This window comes from Pseudomonas brassicacearum (assembly GCF_009601685.2).
In the GTDB taxonomy this organism is placed as follows: Bacteria; Pseudomonadota; Gammaproteobacteria; order Pseudomonadales; family Pseudomonadaceae; genus Aquipseudomonas; species Aquipseudomonas kilonensis_B.
The window spans coordinates 748,835-771,394 of sequence record NZ_CP045701.2 but is presented as its reverse complement, the minus strand read 5'-3'; the positions used below and the strand labels follow the sequence as shown (position 1 = coordinate 771,394).

The window sequence follows — 22,560 nt, the reverse complement described above, 5'->3', positions numbered from 1 at the left end:
GCAAGCTTTGCTCCCACAGGGTCCGTCGTCGCCTTACAGGACGTAGCTATGTCCCTTTATCGTTTGTTCCTCCTAGCATGTTTGCTGCTACCAATGGCCGCCCACGCCGGCGACGCCGAAGACTTCGTCGCCGCCAACCCGACCCAGCAGGCCAAACTCCTGCAATCCTGGGCCGCGCAACCGGAACCTGAGCGTGTCGAACTGATCAACGCCTTGCAACAAGGCCAGTTGACCGTCGACGGCCAGCCCAAGACCCTGCGTCTGAACAATCGCTTGCGAGGGCTGATCGAAACCGCCCTGGCCAGTCATCAACTGCTCGCCGCCGACGCCAATGTGCGCCTGGCCGCCGCCCAGCAACTGCAAAAAAGCGCCCGCCCGGCCCAACTGGCCTTTCTCGACCGGCAACTGGCCGGCGAGCAAGACGAAGACGTGCATGCCGCCCTGAGCCTGGCCCTGGCGAACCTGCAACTGGTGGACACCAACCCGAACGTGCGCCTGGCCGCCGTCCGCCTGCTGGGGGAAACCGGCGATCCACTGGCCCGCACCCGCCTGGAAGGTTTGCTCGAACCCGGCGTCGAAACCGATGCCGCTGTGCGCACCGCGGCCGAAACCAGCCTCAGCCAGGTCAAACGCAAACTCCTGGTGGGCGAGTTGCTGGGCCAAGCCTTCAGCGGCATGTCCCTGGGTTCGATCCTGCTGCTCGCCGCCCTCGGCCTGGCCATCACCTTCGGCCTGCTGGGGGTGATCAACATGGCCCATGGCGAGATGCTCATGTTGGGCGCCTATTCCACCTACGTGGTGCAGTTGCTGTTCCAGCGCTTCGCCCCGAACGCCATCGAGTTCTATCCGCTGATCGCCCTGCCGGTGGCGTTTTTCATCACCGCCGTCATCGGCATGGCCCTGGAGCGCACGGTCATTCGCCACCTCTATGGGCGCCCGTTGGAAACCCTGCTCGCCACCTGGGGCATCAGCCTGATGTTGATCCAACTGGTGCGCCTGCTGTTCGGTGCGCAGAACGTCGAAGTCGCCAACCCGGCCTGGTTGTCGGGCGGGATCCAGGTGTTGCCGAACCTGGTGCTGCCGTACAACCGCATCGTGATCATTGCCTTCGCGCTGTTCGTGGTGGTGTTGACTTGGCTGCTTTTGAACAAGACGCGCCTGGGCCTGAACGTGCGCGCCGTGACCCAGAACCGCAACATGGCCGCCTGCTGCGGCGTGCCCACCGGCCGGGTGGACATGCTTGCCTTCGGCCTCGGCTCGGGCATCGCCGGGCTCGGTGGCGTGGCCCTGAGCCAGATCGGCAACGTCGGTCCGGACCTGGGCCAGAGCTACATCATCGACTCGTTCCTGGTGGTGGTGCTCGGCGGCGTCGGCCAGTTGGCCGGTAGCGTGTTCGCCGCGTTCGGCCTGGGCATCGCCAACAAGATCCTCGAACCGCAGATCGGCGCCGTGCTCGGCAAGATCCTGATCCTCGCGCTGATCATCCTGTTCATCCAGAAGCGTCCGCAAGGCCTCTTCGCGCTCAAAGGACGGGTAATCGACTGATGAACCAGCCCCTGATGCTCACGGCCACGCAAAAGGCCGGTCCCAAAGTCACCCTCGTCGTCGGCGCGGTGATCCTGGCAGTGCTGCTGAGCCTGCCGTTGCTGTCGCTGCTGGCAGCGGACCATCCGCTGCACGTCTCGGCGTATACCCTGACCCTGGTGGGCAAGATTCTCTGCTACGCCATCGTCGCCCTGGCGCTGGACCTGGTCTGGGGCTATGCCGGTTTGCTCTCCCTGGGGCACGGCCTGTTCTTCGCCCTGGGCGGCTACGCCATGGGGATGTACTTGATGCGCCAGGCCGCCGGCGATGGCTTGCCGGCGTTCATGACTTTCTTGTCGTGGAACGAGCTGCCCTGGTACTGGGCCGGCACCGACAGTTTCCTCTGGGCCATGTGCCTGGTGATACTGGCGCCCGGTTTGCTGGCGCTGGTGTTCGGCTTTTTCGCGTTCCGCTCGCGGATCAAGGGTGTGTACTTCTCGATCATGACCCAGGCCCTGACCTTCGCCGGGATGCTCCTGTTTTTCCGCAACGAAACCGGGTTTGGCGGCAACAACGGCTTCACCAATTTCCGTTCGATCCTGGGCTTTGGCATCACTGAGCCGGGCACCCGGGCGGTGCTGTTTTTGGCCACGGTGGTGTTGCTGGTGGCGAGCCTGTTCATCGGCTGGCGCCTGGCCCGCAGCAAGTTCGGCCGAGTACTGACCGCCCTGCGTGACGCGGAAAACCGCCTGATGTTCTGCGGCTACGATCCCCGTGGTTTCAAGCTGTTCGTCTGGGTATTGAGCGCGGTGTTGTGCGGCCTGGCCGGGGCGTTGTACGTGCCGCAGGTGGGCATCATCAACCCCAGCGAAATGTCGCCGACCAACTCCATCGAGGCCGCCGTGTGGGTCGCCCTTGGCGGGCGTGGCACGCTGATCGGGCCGTTGCTGGGTGCCGGCGTGGTCAATGGCATGAAGAGCTGGTTCACCGTGGCGTTTCCCGAATATTGGCTGTTCTTCCTTGGCGCACTGTTCATCGTCGTGACCTTGTATCTGCCCAAGGGTGTGATCGGGCTGCTGAAGAAAAGGGGCGAATGATGCGAATCACACCAACGGCGGATTTCATGCTCGAACCCATCCTCGAACCCCCTGTCGATGCCAATCGGGACCAAGGCAGCAGCCGCGACGCCATCGGCCTCGGCCTCGGCCAGGCAGCCGGCGTGGGCCTGAACACCCGTCACGGCACCATCCTGACCCTGGAAGACATCAGCGTCAGTTTCGACGGTTTCAAGGCCTTGAACGCTTTGAACCTGTACATCGGCGTCGGCGAACTGCGCTGCATCATCGGCCCCAACGGCGCCGGCAAGACCACGCTGATGGACGTGATCACCGGCAAGACCCGCCCCAGCCATGGCAAGGCCTGGTTCGGCGAAACCCTGGATCTGACCAGCATGAGCGAAGTGGCGATCGCCCAGGCCGGCATCGGCCGCAAGTTCCAGAAGCCCACGGTGTTCGAAGCGCTGAGCGTGTTCGAGAACCTGGAGCTGGCGCTCAAGACCGACAAATCGGTGTGGGCCAGCCTGCGGGCCAGACTCACTGGCGAGCAACACGAGCGGATCAACGAAGTGCTCGAGACCATCCGCCTCACCTCCTCGGTCAACCGCGCCGCCGGGCTGCTGTCCCACGGGCAAAAGCAGTTCCTGGAGATTGGCATGCTGCTGGTACAAGACCCGCAACTGCTGCTGCTCGACGAGCCGGTGGCAGGCATGACCGACGCCGAAACCGAGTTCACCGCCGAGCTGTTCAAGTCCTTGGCGGGCAAGCATTCACTGATGGTGGTGGAACACGACATGGGCTTCGTCGGCGCGATTGCCGACCACGTCACCGTGTTGCACCAGGGCAGCGTGCTGGCCGAAGGGTCGCTGGAGCAGGTACAGGAAAATGAGCGGGTGATCGAGGTGTATCTCGGGCGGTAGACCTGCAAACACACTCCCCCTGTGGGAGCGCGCCTGTGGGAGCAAAGCTTGCTCGCGATGAACGAAAACGCGGTCCTTCTGATAGACCGAGGTGCTGTTATCGCGAGCAAGCTTTGCTCCCACAGAAAGCCATTACTTCCACAGGGGACTTGAGGGGGGATTCAAGACATGCTGCAAGTCGACAAACTGCACCAGTACTACGGCGGTAGCCACATCCTGCGCGGCCTGTCGTTCGACGCCAAGGTCGGCGAGGTGACCTGCCTGCTGGGGCGCAACGGCGTGGGCAAGACCACCCTGCTCAAATGCCTGATGGGTCTGTTGCCAGCCAAGGAAGGCGTGGTGAATTGGGAAGGCAAAGCCATCACCACCTTCAAGCCACACCAACGGGTGCATGCCGGCATTGCCTACGTGCCCCAGGGCCGGGAGATTTTCGGGCGGCTGACGGTGGAAGAAAACCTGCTGATGGGCCTGTCGCGCTTTCCCGGCTCCGAAGCCAAGGAGGTGCCGGCGTTTATCTACGAATTGTTCCCGGTGCTGCTGCAAATGAAACAGCGCCGTGGCGGCGACCTGTCCGGCGGCCAGCAACAGCAACTCGCCATTGGCCGGGCCCTGGCCAGCCGTCCGCGCCTGCTGATTCTCGACGAGCCCACCGAAGGCATCCAACCGTCGGTGATCAAGGAGATCGGCGTGGTCATCAAGAAACTGGCGGCCCGGGGCGACATGGCAATTTTGCTGGTGGAGCAGTTCTACGACTTCGCCGCCGAGCTGGCCGATCAGTACCTGGTGATGTCCCGGGGCGAGATCGTGCAGCAGGGGCGCGGAGAAAACATGGAAGCCGAGGGTGTGCGCGGGCTGGTTACGATCTAGTCTGTAGCGTCCTGACGATAATCAGAAAATCATGAATCTACCTGTTTCGCCATCCGCCCTGTTCACCCCCAGCTGGCACGCCGAGCTGGACTTGGGTTACGCCCGCTTCGGCGAGTGCACACGCCCGGTACAGCGCCGTCATAAAGGCCCGCTGCGGGTGCAGAAGCACCTGTATGCCGAAGGCCCCGAGGTGTGCCAGCACATCATCGTCCACCCGCCCGGCGGGATTGCCGGCGGTGACCGACTGGACATCTCGGCCGACGTCGGCCCGGGTGCCTGGGCGCAGTTGACCAGCCCCGGCGCGGCCAAGTGGTATCGCGCCGCAGGCCCTGCGTACCAGCAGTTGACCCTGAGCGTGGCCCCCGGCGCGACCCTGGAATGGCTGCCCCAGGAAACCATCGTCTTCAGCGCGGCCCAGGCCGAACTCAGCACCTGCATCGACCTGCAGGGCGACGGGCGCCTGTTCTACTGGGACATGGTTGCCCTCGGCCGACCGGCCAGCGGCGAGCGGTTCGACCTGGGGCACTTCCAGTCACGCCTGGACATTCGGCGCGACGGCCAGTTGCTGTGGCACGAGCGCCAGCGCATTGTGGGCGGTGATGGGTTGCTCGATTCACCCATCGGGCTGGGCGGCGATCCGGTGTTTGCCACGTTGTTGGTGACCGGCGAGATCGACAGCGAGCTGCTGGCGCGATGCCGATCCCTGGGCCATGACGTACGTGGCGACCTGACCCAATTACCCGGCCTGGTCGTGGCCCGCTGCCTGGCGAGCGAGGCGCTGCTGGCGCGGGGGTGGTTGATTGAATTGTGGCGTTTGCTCAGGCCTGCGTTGCTTGGACGAGAGGCCCTGCCACCGAGAATCTGGAGTACCTGAATTTGCTTTTCTGTGGGAGCGATACCATGCAAGTCGAAGCAATGAATTTCTGTGGGAGCAACGCTTGCTCGCGATGAACGATAACGCGGTCCTTCTGATCGACCGAGGCGCGGCTATCGCGAGCAAGCGTTGCTCCCACAGGTTTGCTTTCACAGGCTTTGCTTTCACAGGCTTTGCTTTCACAGGCTTTGCTTCCCCTGGCCCGCCCCCACAGGGAAATGGGTTTATTTACAGCGAATTTTTTTATCTGCCCTTATGGATTGCACATGGACCTGACCCCACGCGAAAAAGACAAGCTGCTGATCTTCACCGCCGGCCTCGTCGCCGAACGACGGTTGGCCCGTGGCTTGAAGCTCAACTACCCGGAAGCCATGGCCTATATTTCCGCGGCCTTGCTCGAAGGCGCCCGTGACGGCCAGACCGTGGCCGAGCTGATGCATTACGGCACCACGCTGCTCAGTCGCGAGCAGGTGATGGAAGGCATCCCGGAAATGATCCCGGAAATCCAGGTCGAAGCGACGTTTCCCGACGGCACCAAACTGGTCACCGTCCACCAACCCATCGCCTGAGGCCGCGGCATGATTTATCACATTCGTGACGCCCGGCCTGCCGACCTGCCGGCAATCCGCGACATCTACAACGACGCGGTGCTCAACACCACGGCGATCTGGAACGAACAGACCGTCGACCTGGGCAATCGCCAGGCGTGGTTCAGCGCCCGGCAATCCCAGGGCTATCCGGTGCTGGTGATCGTCGATGCCGATGAAAACGTGCTTGGCTATGCCTCGTTCGGCGACTGGCGCCCCTTCGATGGTTACCGGCACACCGTGGAGCATTCGGTCTACGTCTGCCGCGACCAGCGCGGCAACGGCCTCGGCCCACGGCTGATGAGCGCGTTGATCGAGCGCGCCAGGGCCTGCGGCAAACACGTCATGGTCGCCGCCATCGAAAGCGGCAACACGACGTCGATTCGCCTGCACGAGCGGGCCGGTTTCGTCACCACCGGGCAGATGCCCGAGGTGGGTACCAAGTTCGGCCGCTGGCTGGACCTGACCTTCATGCAGTTGAACCTTAACCCCGGGGCGCTACCGCCTGCCGTCAACAAGGAGTGAAAAGCCAATGAACGCCGCCCAGTTGCGTCGAGTCCACGCCGAAAGCTTTGCGCATTATCGCCAGGGTCTGATCGATCTGTTGCTCGACGCCGTTGGGTACGGCGCCAGCGTGGGGTTCATGGCCGATCTCGATGCCGTCCAGGCCCGTGCCTATTTCGACGAGGTCCAGGCCAGCCTCGACCAGGGCCACCTGCTGCTGTGGGTGGTGGTCAAGGATGAACAGGTGCAGGCCAGCGTCCAGCTTGCCTTGTGCCAGAAACCCAACGGCCTCAACCGCGCCGAAGTGCAGAAGCTGCTGGTGCGCGGCGAGGCCCGTCGCCGGGGCCTGGGCCAGCAATTGATGAGCGCCCTGGAGCTCGGCGCCCGCCAGCACAAGCGCGGCCTGCTGTACCTCGACACCGAGGCCGGTTCCGAGGCCGAGGCGTTCTACCGCGCCATGGGCTACATCCGCGTCGGCGAACTGCCCGACTACTGCCAGAGCCCGGACGGGACCTACACACCGACCGCCATTTACTACAAGACTTTGGGGCAACCGCAATGATTCCAGGGCAATACCAGGTCCAGCCTGGCGACATCGAACTCAACGTCGGCCGCCGCACGCTCACGCTGAACGTCGCCAACAGCGGCGACCGGCCGATCCAGGTTGGCTCGCACTATCACTTTTTCGAGACCAACGACGCCCTGACCTTCGACCGCGCCGCCAGCCGTGGCATGCGCCTGAACATCCCGGCCGGCACCGCGGTGCGCTTCGAACCAGGCCAGAGCCGCGAGGTGGAACTGGTGGACCTGGCCGGGCATCGCCGGGTGTTCGGGTTTGCCGCGCGGGTCATGGGCAACCTGGATTAAAGATCAAAAGATCGCAGCCTTCGGCAGCTCCTACAGGTGTACACATTTCCCCTGTAGGAGCTGCCGAAGGCTGCGATAGCGAGCTATGCGAGCGGTCCAACAGTCAATTGAGTTTCAAGGCGAGCACATGAAGATTTCGAGACAAGCCTACGCCGACATGTTCGGCCCCACCGTCGGTGACAAGGTCCGCCTGGCCGACACTGAGTTGTGGATCGAAGTGGAAAAAGACTTCACCACCTACGGCGAAGAAGTGAAGTTCGGCGGAGGCAAGGTGATTCGCGACGGCATGGGCCAGAGCCAGCTGCTGGCCGCCGAGGTCGTCGACACGCTGATCACCAACGCGCTGATCATCGACCACTGGGGCATCGTCAAGGCCGACGTCGGCCTCAAGGACGGGCGCATCGCTGCCATCGGCAAGGCCGGCAACCCGGATATCCAGCCCGACGTGACCATCGCCATCGGCGCCAGCACCGAAGTGATCGCCGGCGAAGGCATGATCCTCACCGCCGGCGGTATCGACACCCACATCCACTTCATCTGCCCGCAGCAGATCGAAGAAGCGCTGATGAGCGGTGTCACCACCATGATCGGTGGCGGCACCGGCCCAGCCACCGGGACCAACGCCACCACCTGCACCTCCGGCCCGTGGCACCTGGCGCGCATGCTCCAGGCTGCCGACGCTTTCCCGATGAACATTGGCTTCACCGGCAAGGGCAACGCCAGCCTGCCAGAGCCGTTGATCGAGCAGGTCAAGGCCGGCGCCATCGGCCTGAAACTACACGAAGACTGGGGCACCACACCCGCGGCCATCGACAACTGCCTGAGCGTGGCCGACCAGTATGACGTGCAGGTGGCGATCCACACCGACACCCTCAACGAGTCCGGTTTTGTCGAAACCACCCTCGCCGCGTTCAAGGGCCGCACCATCCACACCTACCACACCGAAGGCGCCGGCGGCGGTCATGCACCGGACATCATCAAGGCCTGCGGCTTGCCTAACGTGCTGCCCAGCTCCACCAACCCGACCCGACCGTTCACTCGCAATACCATCGACGAACACCTGGACATGCTCATGGTCTGCCATCACCTGGACCCGAGCATCGCTGAAGACGTGGCCTTCGCCGAAAGCCGCATCCGCCGCGAGACCATCGCCGCCGAAGACATTCTCCATGACCTGGGCGCCTTCTCGATGATCAGCTCCGACAGCCAAGCCATGGGCCGCGTCGGCGAAGTCATCACGCGCACCTGGCAGACCGCCGACAAGATGAAGAAGCAACGCGGCGCCCTGCCCGGCGATGGCGAAGGCAACGACAACTTGCGCATCAAGCGCTACATCGCCAAGTACACCATCAACCCGGCGATCACCCATGGCATCAGCCATGAAGTGGGCTCCATCGAAGTGGGCAAGTGGGCCGATCTGGTGCTGTGGCGCCCGGCGTTCTTCGGCGTCAAGCCGACCCTGATCCTCAAAGGGGGGGCGATTGCCGCCAGCCTGATGGGCGACGCCAACGCCTCGATTCCGACGCCGCAACCGGTGCACTACCGGCCGATGTTCGCAAGCTACGGCGGCTCGCGGCACGCCACCAGCCTGACCTTCATCAGCCAGGCCGCCGCCGAGGCCGGGTTGCCGGAACAGCTTGGGTTGAAGAAGAAAATCGCCGTGGTCAAAGGCTGCCGCGATGTGCAGAAGACCGACCTGATCCACAACGATTACCTGCCGAGCATCGACGTCGACCCACAGACCTATCAGGTCAAGGCCGACGGCGTGCTGTTGTGGTGTGAACCGGCGGATGTGTTGCCGATGGCGCAGCGCTATTTCCTGTTTTGATCCTGTGTGGGAGCTTGCTCGATAGCGGTGGTTCAGCTTGCATACGTGTTGAATGTGCCGCCGCCATCGCGAGCAAGCTCGCTCCCACATTTTTTCGGAGTCGTCTTACAGGTCCGTGCTTTCCACCTGCGCGTCCAGCTCTTCTTTGGTCAACGACTGGATCAGTTCCGCTTCCTTGACCTTGTGCTGCAAGCCCAGCGCCTCGGATTGATGGACATAGTCAGCCTCCTCCAGGTTTCCGGCCGCGCTCGCCTCATCCAGCTCGAGTTGGTTGGCGATGAGTGTGTCAGTGAGCGCCTGGAACGATGCCCGGTGCTGTTGCTTGACGTACTCGATCCAGAAATCCCGACCGACCAGCGCCTGTAGCTCCCTGGGGGAATCGTCCAATGCCAGGACCCGGGTTGCCGCCGCCTCGAGCATGTCCGGCGTGACACCGGCCATCTGAATGAAACGCCCGCCCTCCGGTTGCCCCGGCAGCGCCAATCGATCCTTGAGACCGACACGGTAGGCCAGGCGCACCTCCACTTCCTCGATCTGCCTGATCTGCCGGTTCTTTTGCGCAGCGGTGAGATCCTGACGGGCGTTGATCGCGTCACGCCGCTGTTGGATATCCTGCAGGGCAATGCTCTCCACTTCATCGAGGTGAAACAACCCCTTGGCCAGGCGGATCAACGTCGCACTCTCGTGCTCCCCGGCCGACAGCGCCTTGGCGTTGTGAATCATCAAACGGATTTCCAAATAGCTGAAGGACAACGCGGCGCGATCTTCACACGCCGGGGCACCGGCCAGGTCGAACAGTTCTCGACGCAACTCGGTGGACGCACCGGCCGCCTCGAGCATCTGCCAGACACGCGCCTGCAGGTCGGAATAATGCTCCGCCCCCTGGTAGGACTCGGCCAACCGATTCAGCAGCTGGAAAAACTCCGCGGAACTCGCTTCAGCCTCCAGGTTTTGCCACAAGGTGGTTTTGTCCGGCAACTGTTCCCTGGGCACGTCTCGCAACCATTGCTGCACCGTGGAGGGGCCCTGTACCTCGACCGCTTCAAACGCACCGGGCCAACGCAAGGCCACCCACTCGGGATGCGACAGCAAAAGATTCGCCCAGTATTCACGCAAGCGCTGCTGGGTCGCCTCGCTCAGCGGGTTGCCTTGAAGCAACGTCACGCCATTGAGACGTGCCGTGGCATGAGCGCGCTCAGCCGGCGGATCGGTCAGCTCTGCCGGCACATCGGTCAGTAAGTTGCCGCGCAAATCGATTTGCTCCAGCGGCTGATCGCGCAACCCTGTCGGCCACGTGTCGATCCACGCGCCCCTAAGGCTCAGTCCCCGTAAATCAACCAGGCTGCTGAAGTCCGGCAACCGGCCTAGCGGATTATTGTCCAGGACGAGGATCTTGAGGCTGACACGTTCCTCCAGGATCCGGATGCTGCGGGGTGTCAGCCTGATCTGATTCGCCCTCAATTGCAGCCGGGTCAAACCATTCATACTCCCCAGCGATTCGGGGAGATCGGTCAACCGGTTGTTGGTCATGTCCAACCAACGAACAGAGGAAAACCCTTGGAGGAAGCGGTCGCAAGACAGCGGTGACAAGTTCATGTCCCGAAGATTCAGCGAGGCCACATGGCTGAAGTCAGCCGTCAGGGTTGGCAGCGTACCTACGTCCTGTCCGCCCAAGTCAAGCACATATCCGGCCCGGGTTCCGTCCACCGTCACCGCCATGGTGGACTGACGCCTCCAGCACCGCTTGATGCGTTCAGCCACGCCTTGCCTGACGGCCTGCGGCACCCGCACGACACGATCCCCACCGATATCCAGCACCAGGGGAAGACCGGCCCAGCGGTCCAGATCCCGACGCAGCGTTTCCAATTCGACTTTACGCCGCTTGAGCTCCGCAACGGCGTCATCTCCCAGGGACCGCAACAAGGTCTGGACCTGCTCGACCGTATAGTCCGGGTACAGATCCAACACCCGCAGCTCCGGCGACCGGCCCAGGCCCAAACGTTCCCGTATGCCACTCATGGGATAGCCGAGCTCGCCCGAGACCAGCCGCATCGGCGACTTGAAGGACGGCTTTGACGGCTGCATCTTCAAACGCCTGGCCAGCGCGTCGCGGCTCAGTGGCGTCGCCCCGATCGCCTTCTGCAAAAGGTCGCCCTGATGAATCGAAGGCCGGCCCATGGCCTGGCGCTCGGCATCCGGGAGGGCATGCTGCAAGGCTACGTAGAGGCTGTCCCAGAGGCTCAGGTCGTTGCCCTTGTCGTCGAAGGCCATATAGCGCTCGCCATCCTTGACCACCACCTTGGTCTGCGATGCGTCTGGCGATCCGATGCTGTCGATCAAGGCACCCGAGACGTCTTCCTCGCGCAACTCGATGCGCACCGAGTCGTTCCAGCCTGGCAAGGTTTCCAGGGTCGCCAAGGCCAGTCGAGGCGTGTCGACTGTGGCCAGCGCTTGCTGGTAGAGCCCTTCGTAAGCCCGGTTCAAACGCAACGCCTTCTGGTAGTCACGCAGTTCTTCGACGATACGCAACGGGATGGGTTTGGTCTGGGCGGCGTCGGCGAAGTTCCAGGCGGCCATCTGTTGTTGCTCGGTGGGGCTGGCACACGCCACCAGTTGTTCGACTGCCGCCGCAGGAACCGAGGGAAAACGGAACTTGATCAGCGCCGCACGCGGGTCACTCGCCACATCCGTTCTGGCATAGTGATCGTTCAACAGCTGCACCTTGTTACGCTCCACCAGGGCCACCAGATTTTTGCGCAACTGCCGGACCCGAGCGTCGATAGCGTTTTTTGGAATCGCCGGACTCGTACCAGCCAGCAGGTCGCCCCCGACGACGTCCACCGACTCGATCAGGTTTTTCAGCACGTGAGGCGTGCGGATTTTCGTCTCGGCGAGAACAACATCGCGGTCGCCGCCTGCCGTTTGCGATGGCCGAGTGTATTCCCAACGTGTCTTGCCGGCGCCGTCGACCACTTTCAGCCTCAGCCCCTTCGGCCAAGGCCCGTAGCCCGCCAGCAGATGCAACTGGGTCATCGGATCGGCTTGTTCAAATTGCTCCGGGTCTTCGCTACGCAGTTGCCCGATAAATGTGTCGACTTGCCGACACAGGCCGAAGCGCTTGATCGTATCGGCCAGCAAGGCAGGCATCGGCTCGCCCTCGACGTGCATCCGTCGCAGCACCGCTTCGCTCGTACCGCTGGCCGTACGGATCTGTTCCAGTTCGGCATCGCTGAAGTCCCTGACGAGGTGACCGAGTCTTCGCATCAGCGTGCTTCCCTCCCAACTCCGGGGCTGCTCCAGTTCATGGCGCCAGGCCCCGCTGCCGTTGTGCATCAACTCGGGCTGATAGGCCTGCGGTCCGCGGGAAGGATGACGGACACGATAACGCTGGGTCGTCGGCTCCTGTTGCACTTCGTAATGGTCGCCGTCCAGCGACACGACATCCCGACCATCGACTCGATACAGGCCTCGAGCGTCGGGAACCGACGCGGCCGGCGGTTCCCGATCGCTGCGGTAGGCGCGCAGGTCAGGACGCCAGAGGCGTGACTCGCCATTGGCCAAGGTCACAGGTTCCATTTGGGCCACCGTGTCCGATGGCACGACGTGCGGCAGCACTTTCGCGCCGGCGGCGGCGAATACCACGTTAAGCGCCAGGCTTGAGAAATGCGCCCACATCTCCTGGGTCTCACCGCGCTCGAATGCTTCAATGCCCTCGACTGCCTCATCGAGCATCTGCACGGCCCACACCGTCATCATCACCGGCCCTAGCCCGGGCACTATGAAGGCGGCCATGTTGAGCACATCGATAACCGTGTTCTCCCAGCTATCCAGACGCGCCTGGCGCGCTTTTTGGTCTTCGTCGCCGGTGGGCACCGCCGCCGCGCGTGCATCCGTCAGGATCTTGCCAACTTGCTCGCGGCGCAGCTTCTCCCACAGGGCGTCACGAATGAGCAATGTCTCCATGGGCAGATTGCGCAACTGCGACGCGAGAGGAAAATCCGCCTGCTGGTCGGTTTGCGATGAAGGTTGATAGAGCCGGTTGAAGCGCTCGAAAAAAGCGCCTTGCTCGCGCAGCGGCACGAAGCGACTGAAGAAACGCCGGTACTGGAGGCCATGCAGGCGTCGACGCAGTTCCACCATGAATTCGGCGCTGGAGGCATATTCCTTGACCGGGTGTTCCGGGTCGTCAGGTATGTACGCCACCACCCGCTCCACACGGTTGCTGTGCTCGCGCTCGGGACCGATCAGCAGGGGGCCGATCAGTTCCACATCGAAGATTTTCAGCGAAGCGACGGTCACCGAGCGGCCATCGAGCTTGATGCCGGATTGACCCCCGACGAGCTGCAGCAGCATCTGGTAGGTGTCCTGGCGGATATCGGACTTGGATCGGGCAATTTCGATGCTGATCGCCAGCGATTGTCTATGATGCTCGCGCAGTTGGCGGTCCAGTTCGTTGCGGCCCCGGTCATTGCTCGGTTGCAGGATCGCCTTGAGGTGCTCCTGGTATCGGCGGCCCAGGTCCAGCTCGCGGCACAGCTTGATGAAGGCCTGCGGGGCAATCGGCAGCGCGCCCTCCCGGACAGACTGCAAGGTATGGTTCAGGGTGCCATCGGAAGATACGGGCGTCGTCGTGATGAAATGGCAGTCATCGCAGTCGAGCTTGCGTTCTTCGTCCGGCTCGAAATTCGCGAGGGCCGCCTCCAGCAACGAACTGCCCCGATACTCGATGGTATCGAACGCCTCTCCTGTCAAGCGATGGAGCAGATTGCTGCCGAGGTCGGTGCGGGTCTTGACGGCGAATTTGCGCGCAAGATAAACCTCCCTGACGTTCAACGTTCGCCGGAAGGTGTTTTCAATGGCCTGGCTGAGAAGCGGTTCGGCAAAGGTGCGAATGTCTTGCACCGAGCCCAACGTGTTGTCGATCTGGCTCAAGACGGCGCAGTATCGCTCATGGCTGCGCTTGAGCTCGGTCCTGGTTTCAGGGGCCGCCTTCGCGTACCAGTCAGGAATTTCCAGCTGATGTTTGCTCAGCGCCACCTGGCGCAGCGTACTGGCCTGGGTGTAGCAGGCGGGGATCCGACTCTTGAGCAGATCGTCATGCACGCCGGCGGGGTTGGAAGGCGAAGCCGCAATGGCTTCGTTTGGCGGTATAGGCATATCGGGTCATCCTTGACGAAGAAAACCCGAGCCTAAGCATTCGCCCCATGTTGAATGAGGTAACTATTTATCGCTTGTACAACATGACATGACGTAAAGGCCCACCATGGTCAGCCCACCCAACGCCCCAATTGCTGACGCAGCCGCCGGTTCTCAGCGCGCAACTGTTGCACTTCCTCGAGCAGGTCCAGCGCCAGGGCAACGCCTTCCCATTCCAATTCCAATTCGCGCCGCAGCTTGGCGGCGCGCCGGGCAAGGACCAGTTCGTAGTCAGTGAAACGCCAATCCGAGGGGGCGGCGCCGTGAGGTTCGAGAATGCCGTGTTCGACGATTTCGATGACATGGACATCCAGCAAAGCCGCGGCCTCGCAAAATTCCCTCAGGTTCAGTTCAATGATCGGGTTGTTCATGGCCTGCTTCTCCCAATGCTGTAACTGTGTAGCAGTGTAGGAGCTGGTAGGGGCTGGTAGAGCTGGTAGGAGCTGACGAGTGAAACGAGGCTGCGATCTTTTGATCTTGATCTTTCGCTTCGGACTCAATGGCTAGCGCAAAGATCGCAGCCTCGTTTCACTCGTCAGCTCCTACATGCTCCTACAAGTTCCTACCCGTTCCTACGGGGCGATGCTCAAAAACCGGCCCGTGTTCAGAAGTTCTCCCGCGGATCGAATGCGGCTTTCTTCGCCAGTTCCGCCCACAACGCCTTGACCGCCTCGTCACTGGCCTTGGGCATCACGGCCTTGAGCTGCACGAACAGGTTACCGCGCTCGCCGGCCTTGTTGCGCAGGCCGTGGCCCTTGGCGCGCATGCGCTGGCCGTTCTGGCTGCCGGCCGGGACCTTGAGGTTGATCTTGCCAGTGAGGGTCGGCACCGCCACTTCCGTACCCAGCGCCAATTCCCACGGAGCCAGGGGCAAGGTGATGATCAGGTCCTGGCCTTCGACATCGAACTTGGGGTGCGGGGCGAAACGAATGGTCAGGTACAAATCGCCATTGGCGCCGCCACCGATACCCGGCGCGCCCTGGCCCTTGAGGCGGATGCGTTCGCCGTCGGTCACCCCCAGCGGAATCTTCACGTTCAGGCTTTTGCTGGTGTTGCTCACATGCTGACCGGCCGCGTTGTACTGCGGCACCTGGAAACTGACCTTTTTCGACTCGCTCGACAGGCTTTCTTCCAGGAAGATCGGTAATTCCATTTCCACGTCTTGCCCTCGACGGCCGGCGCTGCGACCTGACTGCCCACCACCGAAACCTGGCCCGCGATTACCGAAGATCGAACTGAAGAAGTCCGAGAAGTCCCCGGTGTCCTGGCCACCAAAACCACCACGGCTCTGCCAGCCCGGCGGGCCCTGGAAGGGTTGGCCGTGCTGACCGTAGCGGCGCAGGTCGTCGTATTCGGCGCGCTTGTCGGCGCTTTTCAGCGCTTCATAGGCTTCGGAGACGTCCTTGAACTGGGTCTCGGCATCCTTTTCCTTGCTTACGTCCGGGTGGTACTTGCGCGCCAGTTTGCGATAGGCGGCCTTGATCGTGGCGTCGTCAGCCGTCGGCTCGACACCCAGGATCTTGTAATAGTCTTTGAAGTCCATTGAAGGATCACCATCCGTTATCGATATAGCACCGCCATGCACAGCATGCCCGTGGTACAAGCCCCGGAATTTGACCAATCTCAAGGTTTGTGACCGGGCGGCGCTTCAGAAGTTTATCGGCAGCCGGTGGCGGTTCTTGTACCCGCCCTGTGGCTACCAGGCCCATGCCAGCAAGTTTGGGGGTATAAGGGCCGCTTTCAAGGCCGACGATTGCGAATTACTAGATAACCGGCCTTCGAATCCGCGCCACACTGGCATACACTGCGCGGCCGTTTTTTCAACTGGAACCCGAAAGACATGAAAAACGCATCCCCGGCCCGTGCCTGCGGCATCGACTTTGGCACGTCCAACTCCACTGTCGGCTGGCTGCGCCCCGGCATGGAAACGTTGATCGCGCTGGAGGACGACAAGATCACCCTGCCTTCGGTGGTCTTTTTCAATCTCGAGGAACGTCGCCCGGTGTATGGCCGCCTGGCCCTGCACGAATACCTGGAAGGCTACGAAGGCCGGCTGATGCGCTCGCTCAAGAGCCTGCTGGGCTCCAAGCTGATCAAGCACGACACCAGCGTGTTGGGCACGGCCATGCCGTTCAAGGATCTGCTGGGGCTGTTCATCGGCCAGCTGAAGAAACGCGCCGAAGCCACCGCCGGTCGGGAATTCGAAGAAGTGGTGCTGGGTCGCCCGGTGTTTTTCGTCGACGACGATGAAATGGCCGACCAGGAAGCGGAAAACACCTTGGTGGACGTCGCCCGCGCCATCGGTTTCAAGGAGGTTTCGTTCCAGTACGAGCCCATCGCGGCGGCATTCGACTATGAATCGACCATCGAGAAAGAAGAGCTGGTGCTGATCGTCGACATCGGCGGCGGTACCTCCGACTTCTCCCTGGTGCGCCTGTCCCCCGAGCGTCGCACCCACGATAACCGTCACGCCGACATCCTCGCCACCGGTGGCGTGCACATCGGTGGGACCGACTTCGACAAGCAACTTTCGCTGGCCGGCCTGATGCCGCTGTTCGGCTATGGCAGCCGCATGAAGAGTGGCGCCTACATGCCCACCAGTCACCACATGAACCTGGCGACCTGGCACACCATCAACGCGGTGTACTCGCAAAAATCCACCCTGGCCCTGGGCAGCATGCGCTACGACATCGAAGACACCGGCGGCATCGACCGGCTGTTCAAACTGATCGAACAGCGCGCCGGGCACTGGCTGGCGATGGAAGTGGAAGAAACCAAGATCGAGCTGACCCACGCCGACCAGCGCCACGTGCCGCTGGACCGGATCGAGCCGGGCCTGAGCGTGGACCTGAGCCGGGCCTTGTTCGAGTCGGCCATCGACGGCTTGCTGGAGCGGGTACGCGGCAGCGTCACGCAGCTGCTCAACGATGCCAACGTGCGGGTCGATCAGGTGGACACGGTGTTCTTCACCGGCGGTTCCAGCGGCATCCCGGCGCTGCGCAACAGCGTCTCGGCGATGCTGCCCCAGGCGCGGCATGTGGAAGGCAATATCTTCGGCAGTATTGGCAGTGGGTTGGCGATCGAGGCGATGAAGCGGTATGGGAGCCAGGTCTGATCCAAGACCCAGGCGCGGCCTTCGCGAGCAAGCCCGCTCCCCCAGTTTGATCGCATTCTTCCTGAAGGAACTCGGTCACCTGTGGGAGCGGGCTTGCTCGCGAAGACGCCAGATCAGTCAACCCATTGACTGGATCAGACCATCCCCACCAGCTTCAACTCACTCTTGAGATACGCATAATAAATCGGCCCCGCCACCACCCCCGGCAGGCCGAATGCGGCTTCGAATACCAGCATCGCCATGAGCAACTCCCAGGACTTGGCGCTGATCTGCCCGCCGACGATGCGGGCATTGAGGAAGTACTCGAGCTTGTGGATCACGATCAGGTAACCCAGCGCCGCCACCGCCACCCAGATCGACAGCGACAAGGCGACGATGGTGATCAAGGTGTTGGACATCAGGTTGCCGATGACCGGCAGCAGGCCCAGCAAAAACGTCATCACGATCAGGGTCTTGGTCAACGGTAGATGGATGCCGAACAGCGGCAGCACCACCGCCAGGAAAATCCCGGTGAAGAAGGTGTTGAGCAAGGAAATCTTGATCTGTGCGAAGACGATGTTGCGAAACGCCTTGACCAGCAGGCTCAGGCGATCGAACAGCGCCGCGGCCAGGGGCTTGCGCTTGGTCACGTCGGGGATGCGCTGCAGGGCAACGATGGCCCCCAGCACCATGCCGATCAGCAACGTCACGAACATGTGGGCCGCGTCCTTGCCCACCAGTTGCAGGTCGCTCAGGTGCTTGCTCACCCAGTCACCGATCGCCACCCGGAACTCGGCGGCGCTGGCCGGCAGGTAAGCGTCGATGAACGGCGGCAATTGCCCACGGGCACGGTCGACCACGGTCATGAACTTGTTCAGGGATGCGCCAGGGTTTTCCGCTTCATGCAACAGGAAACTGAAGGCGCCGGCGAAGATCAACGTCAGCACACTGACCACCAGCGTGCCCAGCAACGCCACTGCCAGCCAGCGAGCGCGTCGGCCTTCGATCAGGCGCTGCAACTGCGGGGTGAGCATGTTGACCAGTTCGAACACCAGCAGCCCGGCCAGCAGGCTCGGCAACAGGCGCAGCGGCAGCACCAGCAACAACCCACCAAAAATGATCACCCAACTGATCACCAACAACACATGACGCTGAGAAAACGTTGGCATACAGCCTCAGGACAAAACGGCGTGAAAGGATCGGCAGTCTGCCAGCCTTCCACCAGCAGCACTAGAGATTGTATCGGCCGACATTGGCCGCAGTTCAGGTGTTTTTTGCAGTGGCTGTGCCGCCCTCATCGCGAGCAAGCTCGCTCCCACCCTGGGCCGGGCAATAAAAACCCACTGTGGGGAGCGAGCTTGCTCGCGATAGGGTTATGGATTCAACGCTTATTTTTTCTTCAGGCACTCACTCATGAACGCCTTGCGGGCGTCACCCTTCAGGGCCTGCTCGGTGGCCGTGGCGTTGCAGCTTTTCATGCGTTCCTGCGGGGTAGCCTTGAGGCACTTGCTCATGAAGGCCTTGCGCTCGTCGCCCTTGAGCGCCTTGGCGGTAGCGTCGGCGTTGCAGGTGGTCATCTTGGACTGCTGCGCCGTTTCGGCGAAGCCCTGGGAACAAAGCAATAAACCGATCATCAACAAAGGCACACGCAGCATCTTCATAGTGTTTCTCCTGGCTGCCACACGAGGGCGTGGCGATGAAATGCAGTGTAGACAAAGCCTGTTACTGATCTACACCCCGGCAGCCTTCAACCGCTCGGCATGCTCGACAAACAAGCGGATCGGCTCGGCCCCCTTGCCCACCAGTCCCAGCGATTGGTTGACGATATCGAAGTGGTCCAGCGGATAGTCATCGCCGATGACCGTGCCCAGGTGCGAGCTGTAGCGTCCGACCATGCCGTCGCACTGCCCCGCTTCCCTTACAAACGTGCGGGCAAATAAACGGCAGCTGCGATTGGTCCCGTCGAACAGGTTGCCCCCCTTGTCGGTCTTGCCCGGCTGCAGGGTGCCGGACCACGAGTAATAGCGCACGCCGCTGACCTCTTCCGGCCCATTCCCGCCCCAGGTAACCGGCAGGCCCTGTGGATAACGTTGGTTGAACAGTGCCACGCCGGCGGTGGTCAGGGAGGCATGGGACGCGTGAATATCCACCGGCAGCTTGGGCCCACGATAGCCGGTTTCCAGCAGGCTCATCAGGGCGTTGACCAGGCGTAGCACGGCACTGAGCAGACGCCCCTTGGCACTGTCGGCGGGGTAGTGGGCTTGCAGGTAATCCGCCAGTTCGGAGCCGTGGTTGGTGCCGGCCACCGACGTGACCGACGCCACCAGGTCCGGACGTTTGGCGGCCGCATAGCGGGCGGTGAGGCTGCCCTGGCTGTGGCCGATCAGGTTGACTTTCTGCGCTCCGGTTTGCCGCAGGATCTCCTCGATCCGCGCCAGCAATTGCTGGCCGCGCACCTCGGAAGAATGCAGCGGCGAAACCTTCACCGCCACGACCACGGCACCGCCGCGACGCAACGCCGAGACGATCCCATACCAGTACGGATACAGCACCAGGCGGATGAACCCGAGCATGCCCGGGACCAGTACCAGCGGGTAACGAGTGGCGCAGCGTTGCGACATGGCGACATCCTTGTGATCAAGAGGGGATCAGCATCGGCACTGATGATGACCCGTCTATGACACCCATGTCACTGCTAGGGATCCGCGGCCAGAGATTGCCGCCCGTTGGGCCGATCAGAACGTCCGCGCCAGCGCCAGCAAACGCTCCTCGGCCTCGGCGCAGGACAACGCAAAGCTGCGCTCGGCCGATTCTTCGCCTTCTGCCGCCACCACCGTCACATCGGTGATGCCGATAAACCCCAGGACGGAGCGCAATAGCGTGTCGGCGTGGTTCATGCTTTCCAGCGCGCCACCGGGCCCGAAACCGAAATCGCCGCGACTGGTCACGATCAAGGCCTTCTTGCCCAGCACCAGCGGCTCGTAGTGCGACACGCCGTTATCCAGGCTGTGGTTGAACGTCAGCCCGATGCGCACGATCTGGTCGATCCAGGCCTTCACGCCGCTGGGCACGCTGAAGTTGTGCATGGGCGCGGAAATCACCAATCGGTCATGGGCTTGCAACTCCTCGACCAAGGCATCGCTCAGGGCCAGGTCCGCTTGCATGGTCAACGGTCGAGCCTGCGGCTCGGGGTAGAACGCCGCGGCGATGAATGCTTCATTGACAGGCGCAATCACCGTCCGCCCGACTTCGCGACGGGTCAATCGGGATTGCGGATGGGCACCCTGCCACGCCGAAACAAAGGCCTCGGCCAAGCGCCGGGAATGAGAGCGCTCGCCACGGGGACTGCCATGCACCACAAGAATCTTACTCATCTGAATCTCCTTTTATGCGGCTACAATCAACACTGCTTGTGCCTTGCAGCTTGAAGCTCGTAGCCGCTGGCAGACAAATGAGCGTTAGTTCATCTGGATGAGTTAATTTCATCCATCGTATTTCAGGAGAATCAGAATGTTCGCCAAGCTGCCGCTCAACGCCCTGCGCGCCTTCGAGGCAGCCGCGCGGCTGCTCAGTTTCAAGGCGGCTGCGGCGGAGCTGTCGGTGACGCCTACGGCGGTCTCCCATCAGATTCGGTCCCTGGAGAGCTGGCTGGGGCTGGTGCTATTCGAACGCCTGCCTCGCCAGGTACGCCTCACCGACGGCGGGCAACGCTTGTTCCACAGCCTGCACGGGGCATTGCTGGAGGTGGCACAAAGCGTCGACACCCTGCGTCCGCAACGCAGCACCAGCCACCTGACACTGTCCACCACCGCAGCGTTTGCCGCCCTGTGGCTGGTGCCTCGCCTGGGGCGTTTTTATGCGCGCCACCCGAACATCAACGTGCGCCTGGACACCCACTGCGAGGTGATCGACCTGCACCAGGACGCCAGCGTCGACCTGGTGGTGCGCTACAGCCTGGACGCCTACCCGAACCTGTACGGCATGTGCCTGTTCGATGAAAGCTTCGGGGTCTATGGCTCGCCTGAACAAGTGGCCCTGGCGGCCCTACAGGTGCCGACGCTGATCAGCGTGCATTGGCACAACTCCAAGCTGTACGCCCACGGTTGGGATGCCTGGTGCGCCCAGGCCGGGGAAACCTGGCTCACCCGGCAACCGTGCATGCGCGAGTACGACGAGGAGCATTACGCCTTGCAAGCGGCGATTGCCGGACAGGGCCTGGTGCTGGCGAGCAATATCCTGGCCTCTGAAAGCATCGCCAGCGGTTTGCTGGTGGGCTATCGCCCGGACGTCCAGGTCAACGGCGCCGGCTACAGCGCACTGTGCGTCCCGGGCCGCGAACGCCATCCGCCGGTGCGGGCGTTCTTCCAGTGGCTAGGTGAGGAAGCGCGGCTGTCCGCATCGCTCCTGACGCCATCACCGGTGTAGGAGCTGCCGAAGGCTCGGGCCGCGTTCGGACGATCTTTTGATTTTGCTCTTTTGGCGTTCGCTCATGACTCAATGGTCTGGGACAAGATCGCAGCCTCGTTACACTCGGCAGCTCCTACACGGGGTATTTCATAAAACTTTTTGCTTCGCTCATCACTCCCACTTTAAGAAGTGATCGCGCCATCAGAGCGTGACGCTCCCACCGGATCAGCCTCCAGGAGAACGAGATGAGCGACATGCACTTATCCGATGTAACCACCCTGCGCGAACGTGCACGGCAGAACGTGCAGAACGGCGCAGTGACCGAGGGCTACGGCGCCGATCGGCAGGAAGTCGTCCGCCTGCTCAATGAAGCGCTGGCCACCGAACTGGTCTGCGTGCTGCGCTACAAGCGCCACTACTTCATGGCCGCCGGCCTCAAGGCCAGCGTGGCGGCCAGTGAATTCCTCGAACACGCGAACCAGGAAGCCGAACACGCCGACAAACTCGCCGAACGCATCGTGCAGTTGGGTGGCGAGCCGGAGTTCAACCCCGACCTGTTGACCCGCAATTCCCACGCCCAGTACGTGGCGGGTAACACGCTCAAGGAAATGGTCTACGAGGACTTGGTAGCCGAACGGATAGCCATCGACAGCTATCGGGAAATCATCCAGTACATCGGCGAAAAAGACCCAACCACCCGGCGCATCTTCGAAGACATCCTGGCCCAGGAAGAAGAGCATGCCGATGACATGGCCGATATCCTGGCCGATCTCTAATACACCTTAGGGCCCCTTCGCGAGCTAGCTCGCGATGAGGCCCACCGCCTCACCGCAAAAT

At 62.3% G+C, this 22,560-nt stretch carries 20 protein-coding genes; 13 read left to right on the top strand and 7 right to left on the bottom strand.

Translation table 11 applies throughout. From position 1 onward, the window contains the following. Positions 1 to 48: 48 nt before the first annotated feature. The 10 genes from urtB to ureC all read left to right on the top strand — a co-directional run bounded on the left by urtB (position 49) and on the right by ureC (position 9,026). A complete protein-coding gene (gene urtB, locus GFU70_RS03305; RefSeq protein ID WP_116643265.1) occupies positions 49 to 1,545 on the top strand; it encodes an urea ABC transporter permease subunit UrtB in 1,497 nt (498 codons plus the stop codon). Then, positions 1,545 to 2,621: an urea ABC transporter permease subunit UrtC gene (urtC, locus tag GFU70_RS03300; protein WP_116643266.1), complete on the top strand. Its 1,077-nt coding sequence runs from the start codon at positions 1,545 to 1,547 to the stop codon at positions 2,619 to 2,621. The genes urtB and urtC overlap by 1 nt, the downstream gene beginning before the upstream one ends. Further along, positions 2,621 to 3,499: an urea ABC transporter ATP-binding protein UrtD gene (gene urtD, locus GFU70_RS03295; RefSeq protein WP_153387592.1), complete on the top strand. Its 879-nt coding sequence runs from the start codon at positions 2,621 to 2,623 to the stop codon at positions 3,497 to 3,499. Before urtC ends, urtD begins: the two co-directional genes overlap by 1 nt. A 168-nt stretch (positions 3,500 to 3,667) precedes the next feature. Continuing rightward, a complete protein-coding gene (gene urtE, locus GFU70_RS03290) occupies positions 3,668 to 4,366 on the top strand; it encodes an urea ABC transporter ATP-binding subunit UrtE (RefSeq protein ID WP_058546576.1) in 699 nt (232 codons plus the stop codon). A gap of 31 nt (positions 4,367 to 4,397) precedes the next feature. After that, entirely contained in the window at positions 4,398 to 5,240 is an 843-nt protein-coding gene (locus GFU70_RS03285) for an urease accessory protein UreD (protein ID WP_153387591.1), read from the top strand. 266 nt (positions 5,241 to 5,506) lie between these two features. Beyond that, on the top strand, positions 5,507 to 5,809 hold the full coding sequence (gene ureA, locus GFU70_RS03280) for an urease subunit gamma (RefSeq protein ID WP_003197350.1): 303 nt from the start codon (positions 5,507 to 5,509) through the stop codon (positions 5,807 to 5,809). Positions 5,810 to 5,818: 9 nt separating this feature from the next. Then, positions 5,819 to 6,352 carry a GNAT family N-acetyltransferase gene (locus tag GFU70_RS03275; protein ID WP_058546574.1) on the top strand — a complete coding sequence of 178 codons (534 nt, stop codon included), beginning with the start codon at positions 5,819 to 5,821 and terminating at the stop codon, positions 6,350 to 6,352. A 7-nt stretch (positions 6,353 to 6,359) separates the two neighbouring features. Next, positions 6,360 to 6,893 (top strand): GNAT family N-acetyltransferase, encoded by a 534-nt coding sequence (locus tag GFU70_RS03270; RefSeq protein ID WP_058546573.1) that lies wholly within the window; start codon positions 6,360 to 6,362, stop codon positions 6,891 to 6,893. Continuing rightward, positions 6,890 to 7,198, top strand: coding sequence for an urease subunit beta (locus tag GFU70_RS03265; RefSeq protein ID WP_064107018.1), 309 nt, complete (start codon positions 6,890 to 6,892; stop codon positions 7,196 to 7,198). The genes GFU70_RS03270 and GFU70_RS03265 overlap by 4 nt, the downstream gene beginning before the upstream one ends. A 127-nt stretch (positions 7,199 to 7,325) precedes the next feature. Next, on the top strand, positions 7,326 to 9,026 hold the full coding sequence (ureC, locus tag GFU70_RS03260; protein WP_116643269.1) for an urease subunit alpha: 1,701 nt from the start codon (positions 7,326 to 7,328) through the stop codon (positions 9,024 to 9,026). A 105-nt stretch (positions 9,027 to 9,131) separates the two neighbouring features. On the opposite strand, the gene GFU70_RS03255 is transcribed toward ureC, so the two are convergent. The 3 genes from GFU70_RS03255 to GFU70_RS03245 all read right to left on the bottom strand — a co-directional run bounded on the left by GFU70_RS03255 (position 9,132) and on the right by GFU70_RS03245 (position 15,765). Continuing rightward, positions 9,132 to 14,183, bottom strand: coding sequence for an NEL-type E3 ubiquitin ligase domain-containing protein (locus GFU70_RS03255; protein WP_153387590.1), 5,052 nt, complete (start codon positions 14,181 to 14,183; stop codon positions 9,132 to 9,134). Between the two features lie 110 nt (positions 14,184 to 14,293). Next, positions 14,294 to 14,593 (bottom strand): chaperone modulator CbpM, encoded by a 300-nt coding sequence (locus tag GFU70_RS03250; protein ID WP_058546569.1) that lies wholly within the window; start codon positions 14,591 to 14,593, stop codon positions 14,294 to 14,296. 233 nt (positions 14,594 to 14,826) lie between these two features. Then, on the bottom strand, positions 14,827 to 15,765 hold the full coding sequence (locus tag GFU70_RS03245; protein WP_058546568.1) for a DnaJ C-terminal domain-containing protein: 939 nt from the start codon (positions 15,763 to 15,765) through the stop codon (positions 14,827 to 14,829). A 297-nt stretch (positions 15,766 to 16,062) separates the two neighbouring features. Between GFU70_RS03245 and GFU70_RS03240 the strand changes: the two genes are divergently transcribed. Then, on the top strand, positions 16,063 to 17,337 hold the full coding sequence (locus GFU70_RS03240; RefSeq protein WP_058546567.1) for an Hsp70 family protein: 1,275 nt from the start codon (positions 16,063 to 16,065) through the stop codon (positions 17,335 to 17,337). Between the two features lie 134 nt (positions 17,338 to 17,471). On the opposite strand, the gene GFU70_RS03235 is transcribed toward GFU70_RS03240, so the two are convergent. The 4 genes from GFU70_RS03235 to GFU70_RS03220 all read right to left on the bottom strand — a co-directional run bounded on the left by GFU70_RS03235 (position 17,472) and on the right by GFU70_RS03220 (position 20,690). Further along, a complete protein-coding gene (locus GFU70_RS03235; RefSeq protein WP_116643271.1) occupies positions 17,472 to 18,485 on the bottom strand; it encodes an AI-2E family transporter in 1,014 nt (337 codons plus the stop codon). Positions 18,486 to 18,704: 219 nt separating this feature from the next. Further along, entirely contained in the window at positions 18,705 to 18,977 is a 273-nt protein-coding gene (locus GFU70_RS03230) for a PsiF family protein (RefSeq protein ID WP_058546565.1), read from the bottom strand. A 69-nt stretch (positions 18,978 to 19,046) separates the two neighbouring features. Beyond that, positions 19,047 to 19,937: an esterase/lipase family protein gene (locus GFU70_RS03225; RefSeq protein ID WP_153387589.1), complete on the bottom strand. Its 891-nt coding sequence runs from the start codon at positions 19,935 to 19,937 to the stop codon at positions 19,047 to 19,049. Between the two features lie 114 nt (positions 19,938 to 20,051). Next, positions 20,052 to 20,690 carry an FMN-dependent NADH-azoreductase gene (locus tag GFU70_RS03220; RefSeq protein ID WP_153387588.1) on the bottom strand — a complete coding sequence of 213 codons (639 nt, stop codon included), beginning with the start codon at positions 20,688 to 20,690 and terminating at the stop codon, positions 20,052 to 20,054. Between the two features lie 136 nt (positions 20,691 to 20,826). On the opposite strand from GFU70_RS03220, the gene GFU70_RS03215 reads away from it, so the two are divergent. Together GFU70_RS03215 and GFU70_RS03210 are read left to right on the top strand one after the other, a co-directional pair. Further along, entirely contained in the window at positions 20,827 to 21,741 is a 915-nt protein-coding gene (locus GFU70_RS03215) for a LysR substrate-binding domain-containing protein (protein ID WP_058546562.1), read from the top strand. A 227-nt stretch (positions 21,742 to 21,968) separates the two neighbouring features. After that, positions 21,969 to 22,499, top strand: a complete 531-nt coding sequence (locus GFU70_RS03210; RefSeq protein WP_058546561.1) for a ferritin-like domain-containing protein — start codon at positions 21,969 to 21,971, stop codon at positions 22,497 to 22,499. Positions 22,500 to 22,560 lie beyond the last annotated feature (61 nt).

Excerpts from the sequence above, each read along its gene's own strand:
- urtB (WP_116643265.1), top strand. The coding sequence starts at position 49 with ATGTCCCTTTATCGTTTGTTCCTCCTAGCATGTTTGCTGCTACCAATG.
- urtC (WP_116643266.1), top strand. The coding sequence starts at position 1,545 with ATGAACCAGCCCCTGATGCTCACGGCCACGCAAAAGGCCGGTCCCAAA.
- urtD (WP_153387592.1), top strand. The coding sequence starts at position 2,621 with ATGCGAATCACACCAACGGCGGATTTCATGCTCGAACCCATCCTCGAA.
- urtE (WP_058546576.1), top strand. The coding sequence starts at position 3,668 with ATGCTGCAAGTCGACAAACTGCACCAGTACTACGGCGGTAGCCACATC.
- GFU70_RS03285 (WP_153387591.1), top strand. The coding sequence starts at position 4,398 with ATGAATCTACCTGTTTCGCCATCCGCCCTGTTCACCCCCAGCTGGCAC.
- ureA (WP_003197350.1), top strand. The coding sequence starts at position 5,507 with ATGGACCTGACCCCACGCGAAAAAGACAAGCTGCTGATCTTCACCGCC.
- GFU70_RS03275 (WP_058546574.1), top strand. The coding sequence starts at position 5,819 with ATGATTTATCACATTCGTGACGCCCGGCCTGCCGACCTGCCGGCAATC.
- GFU70_RS03270 (WP_058546573.1), top strand. The coding sequence starts at position 6,360 with ATGAACGCCGCCCAGTTGCGTCGAGTCCACGCCGAAAGCTTTGCGCAT.
- GFU70_RS03265 (WP_064107018.1), top strand. The coding sequence starts at position 6,890 with ATGATTCCAGGGCAATACCAGGTCCAGCCTGGCGACATCGAACTCAAC.
- ureC (WP_116643269.1), top strand. The coding sequence starts at position 7,326 with ATGAAGATTTCGAGACAAGCCTACGCCGACATGTTCGGCCCCACCGTC.
- GFU70_RS03255 (WP_153387590.1), bottom strand. The coding sequence starts at position 14,183 with ATGCCTATACCGCCAAACGAAGCCATTGCGGCTTCGCCTTCCAACCCC.
- GFU70_RS03250 (WP_058546569.1), bottom strand. The coding sequence starts at position 14,593 with ATGAACAACCCGATCATTGAACTGAACCTGAGGGAATTTTGCGAGGCC.
- GFU70_RS03245 (WP_058546568.1), bottom strand. The coding sequence starts at position 15,765 with ATGGACTTCAAAGACTATTACAAGATCCTGGGTGTCGAGCCGACGGCT.
- GFU70_RS03240 (WP_058546567.1), top strand. The coding sequence starts at position 16,063 with ATGAAAAACGCATCCCCGGCCCGTGCCTGCGGCATCGACTTTGGCACG.
- GFU70_RS03235 (WP_116643271.1), bottom strand. The coding sequence starts at position 18,485 with ATGCCAACGTTTTCTCAGCGTCATGTGTTGTTGGTGATCAGTTGGGTG.
- GFU70_RS03230 (WP_058546565.1), bottom strand. The coding sequence starts at position 18,977 with ATGAAGATGCTGCGTGTGCCTTTGTTGATGATCGGTTTATTGCTTTGT.
- GFU70_RS03225 (WP_153387589.1), bottom strand. The coding sequence starts at position 19,937 with ATGTCGCAACGCTGCGCCACTCGTTACCCGCTGGTACTGGTCCCGGGC.
- GFU70_RS03220 (WP_153387588.1), bottom strand. The coding sequence starts at position 20,690 with ATGAGTAAGATTCTTGTGGTGCATGGCAGTCCCCGTGGCGAGCGCTCT.
- GFU70_RS03215 (WP_058546562.1), top strand. The coding sequence starts at position 20,827 with ATGTTCGCCAAGCTGCCGCTCAACGCCCTGCGCGCCTTCGAGGCAGCC.
- GFU70_RS03210 (WP_058546561.1), top strand. The coding sequence starts at position 21,969 with ATGAGCGACATGCACTTATCCGATGTAACCACCCTGCGCGAACGTGCA.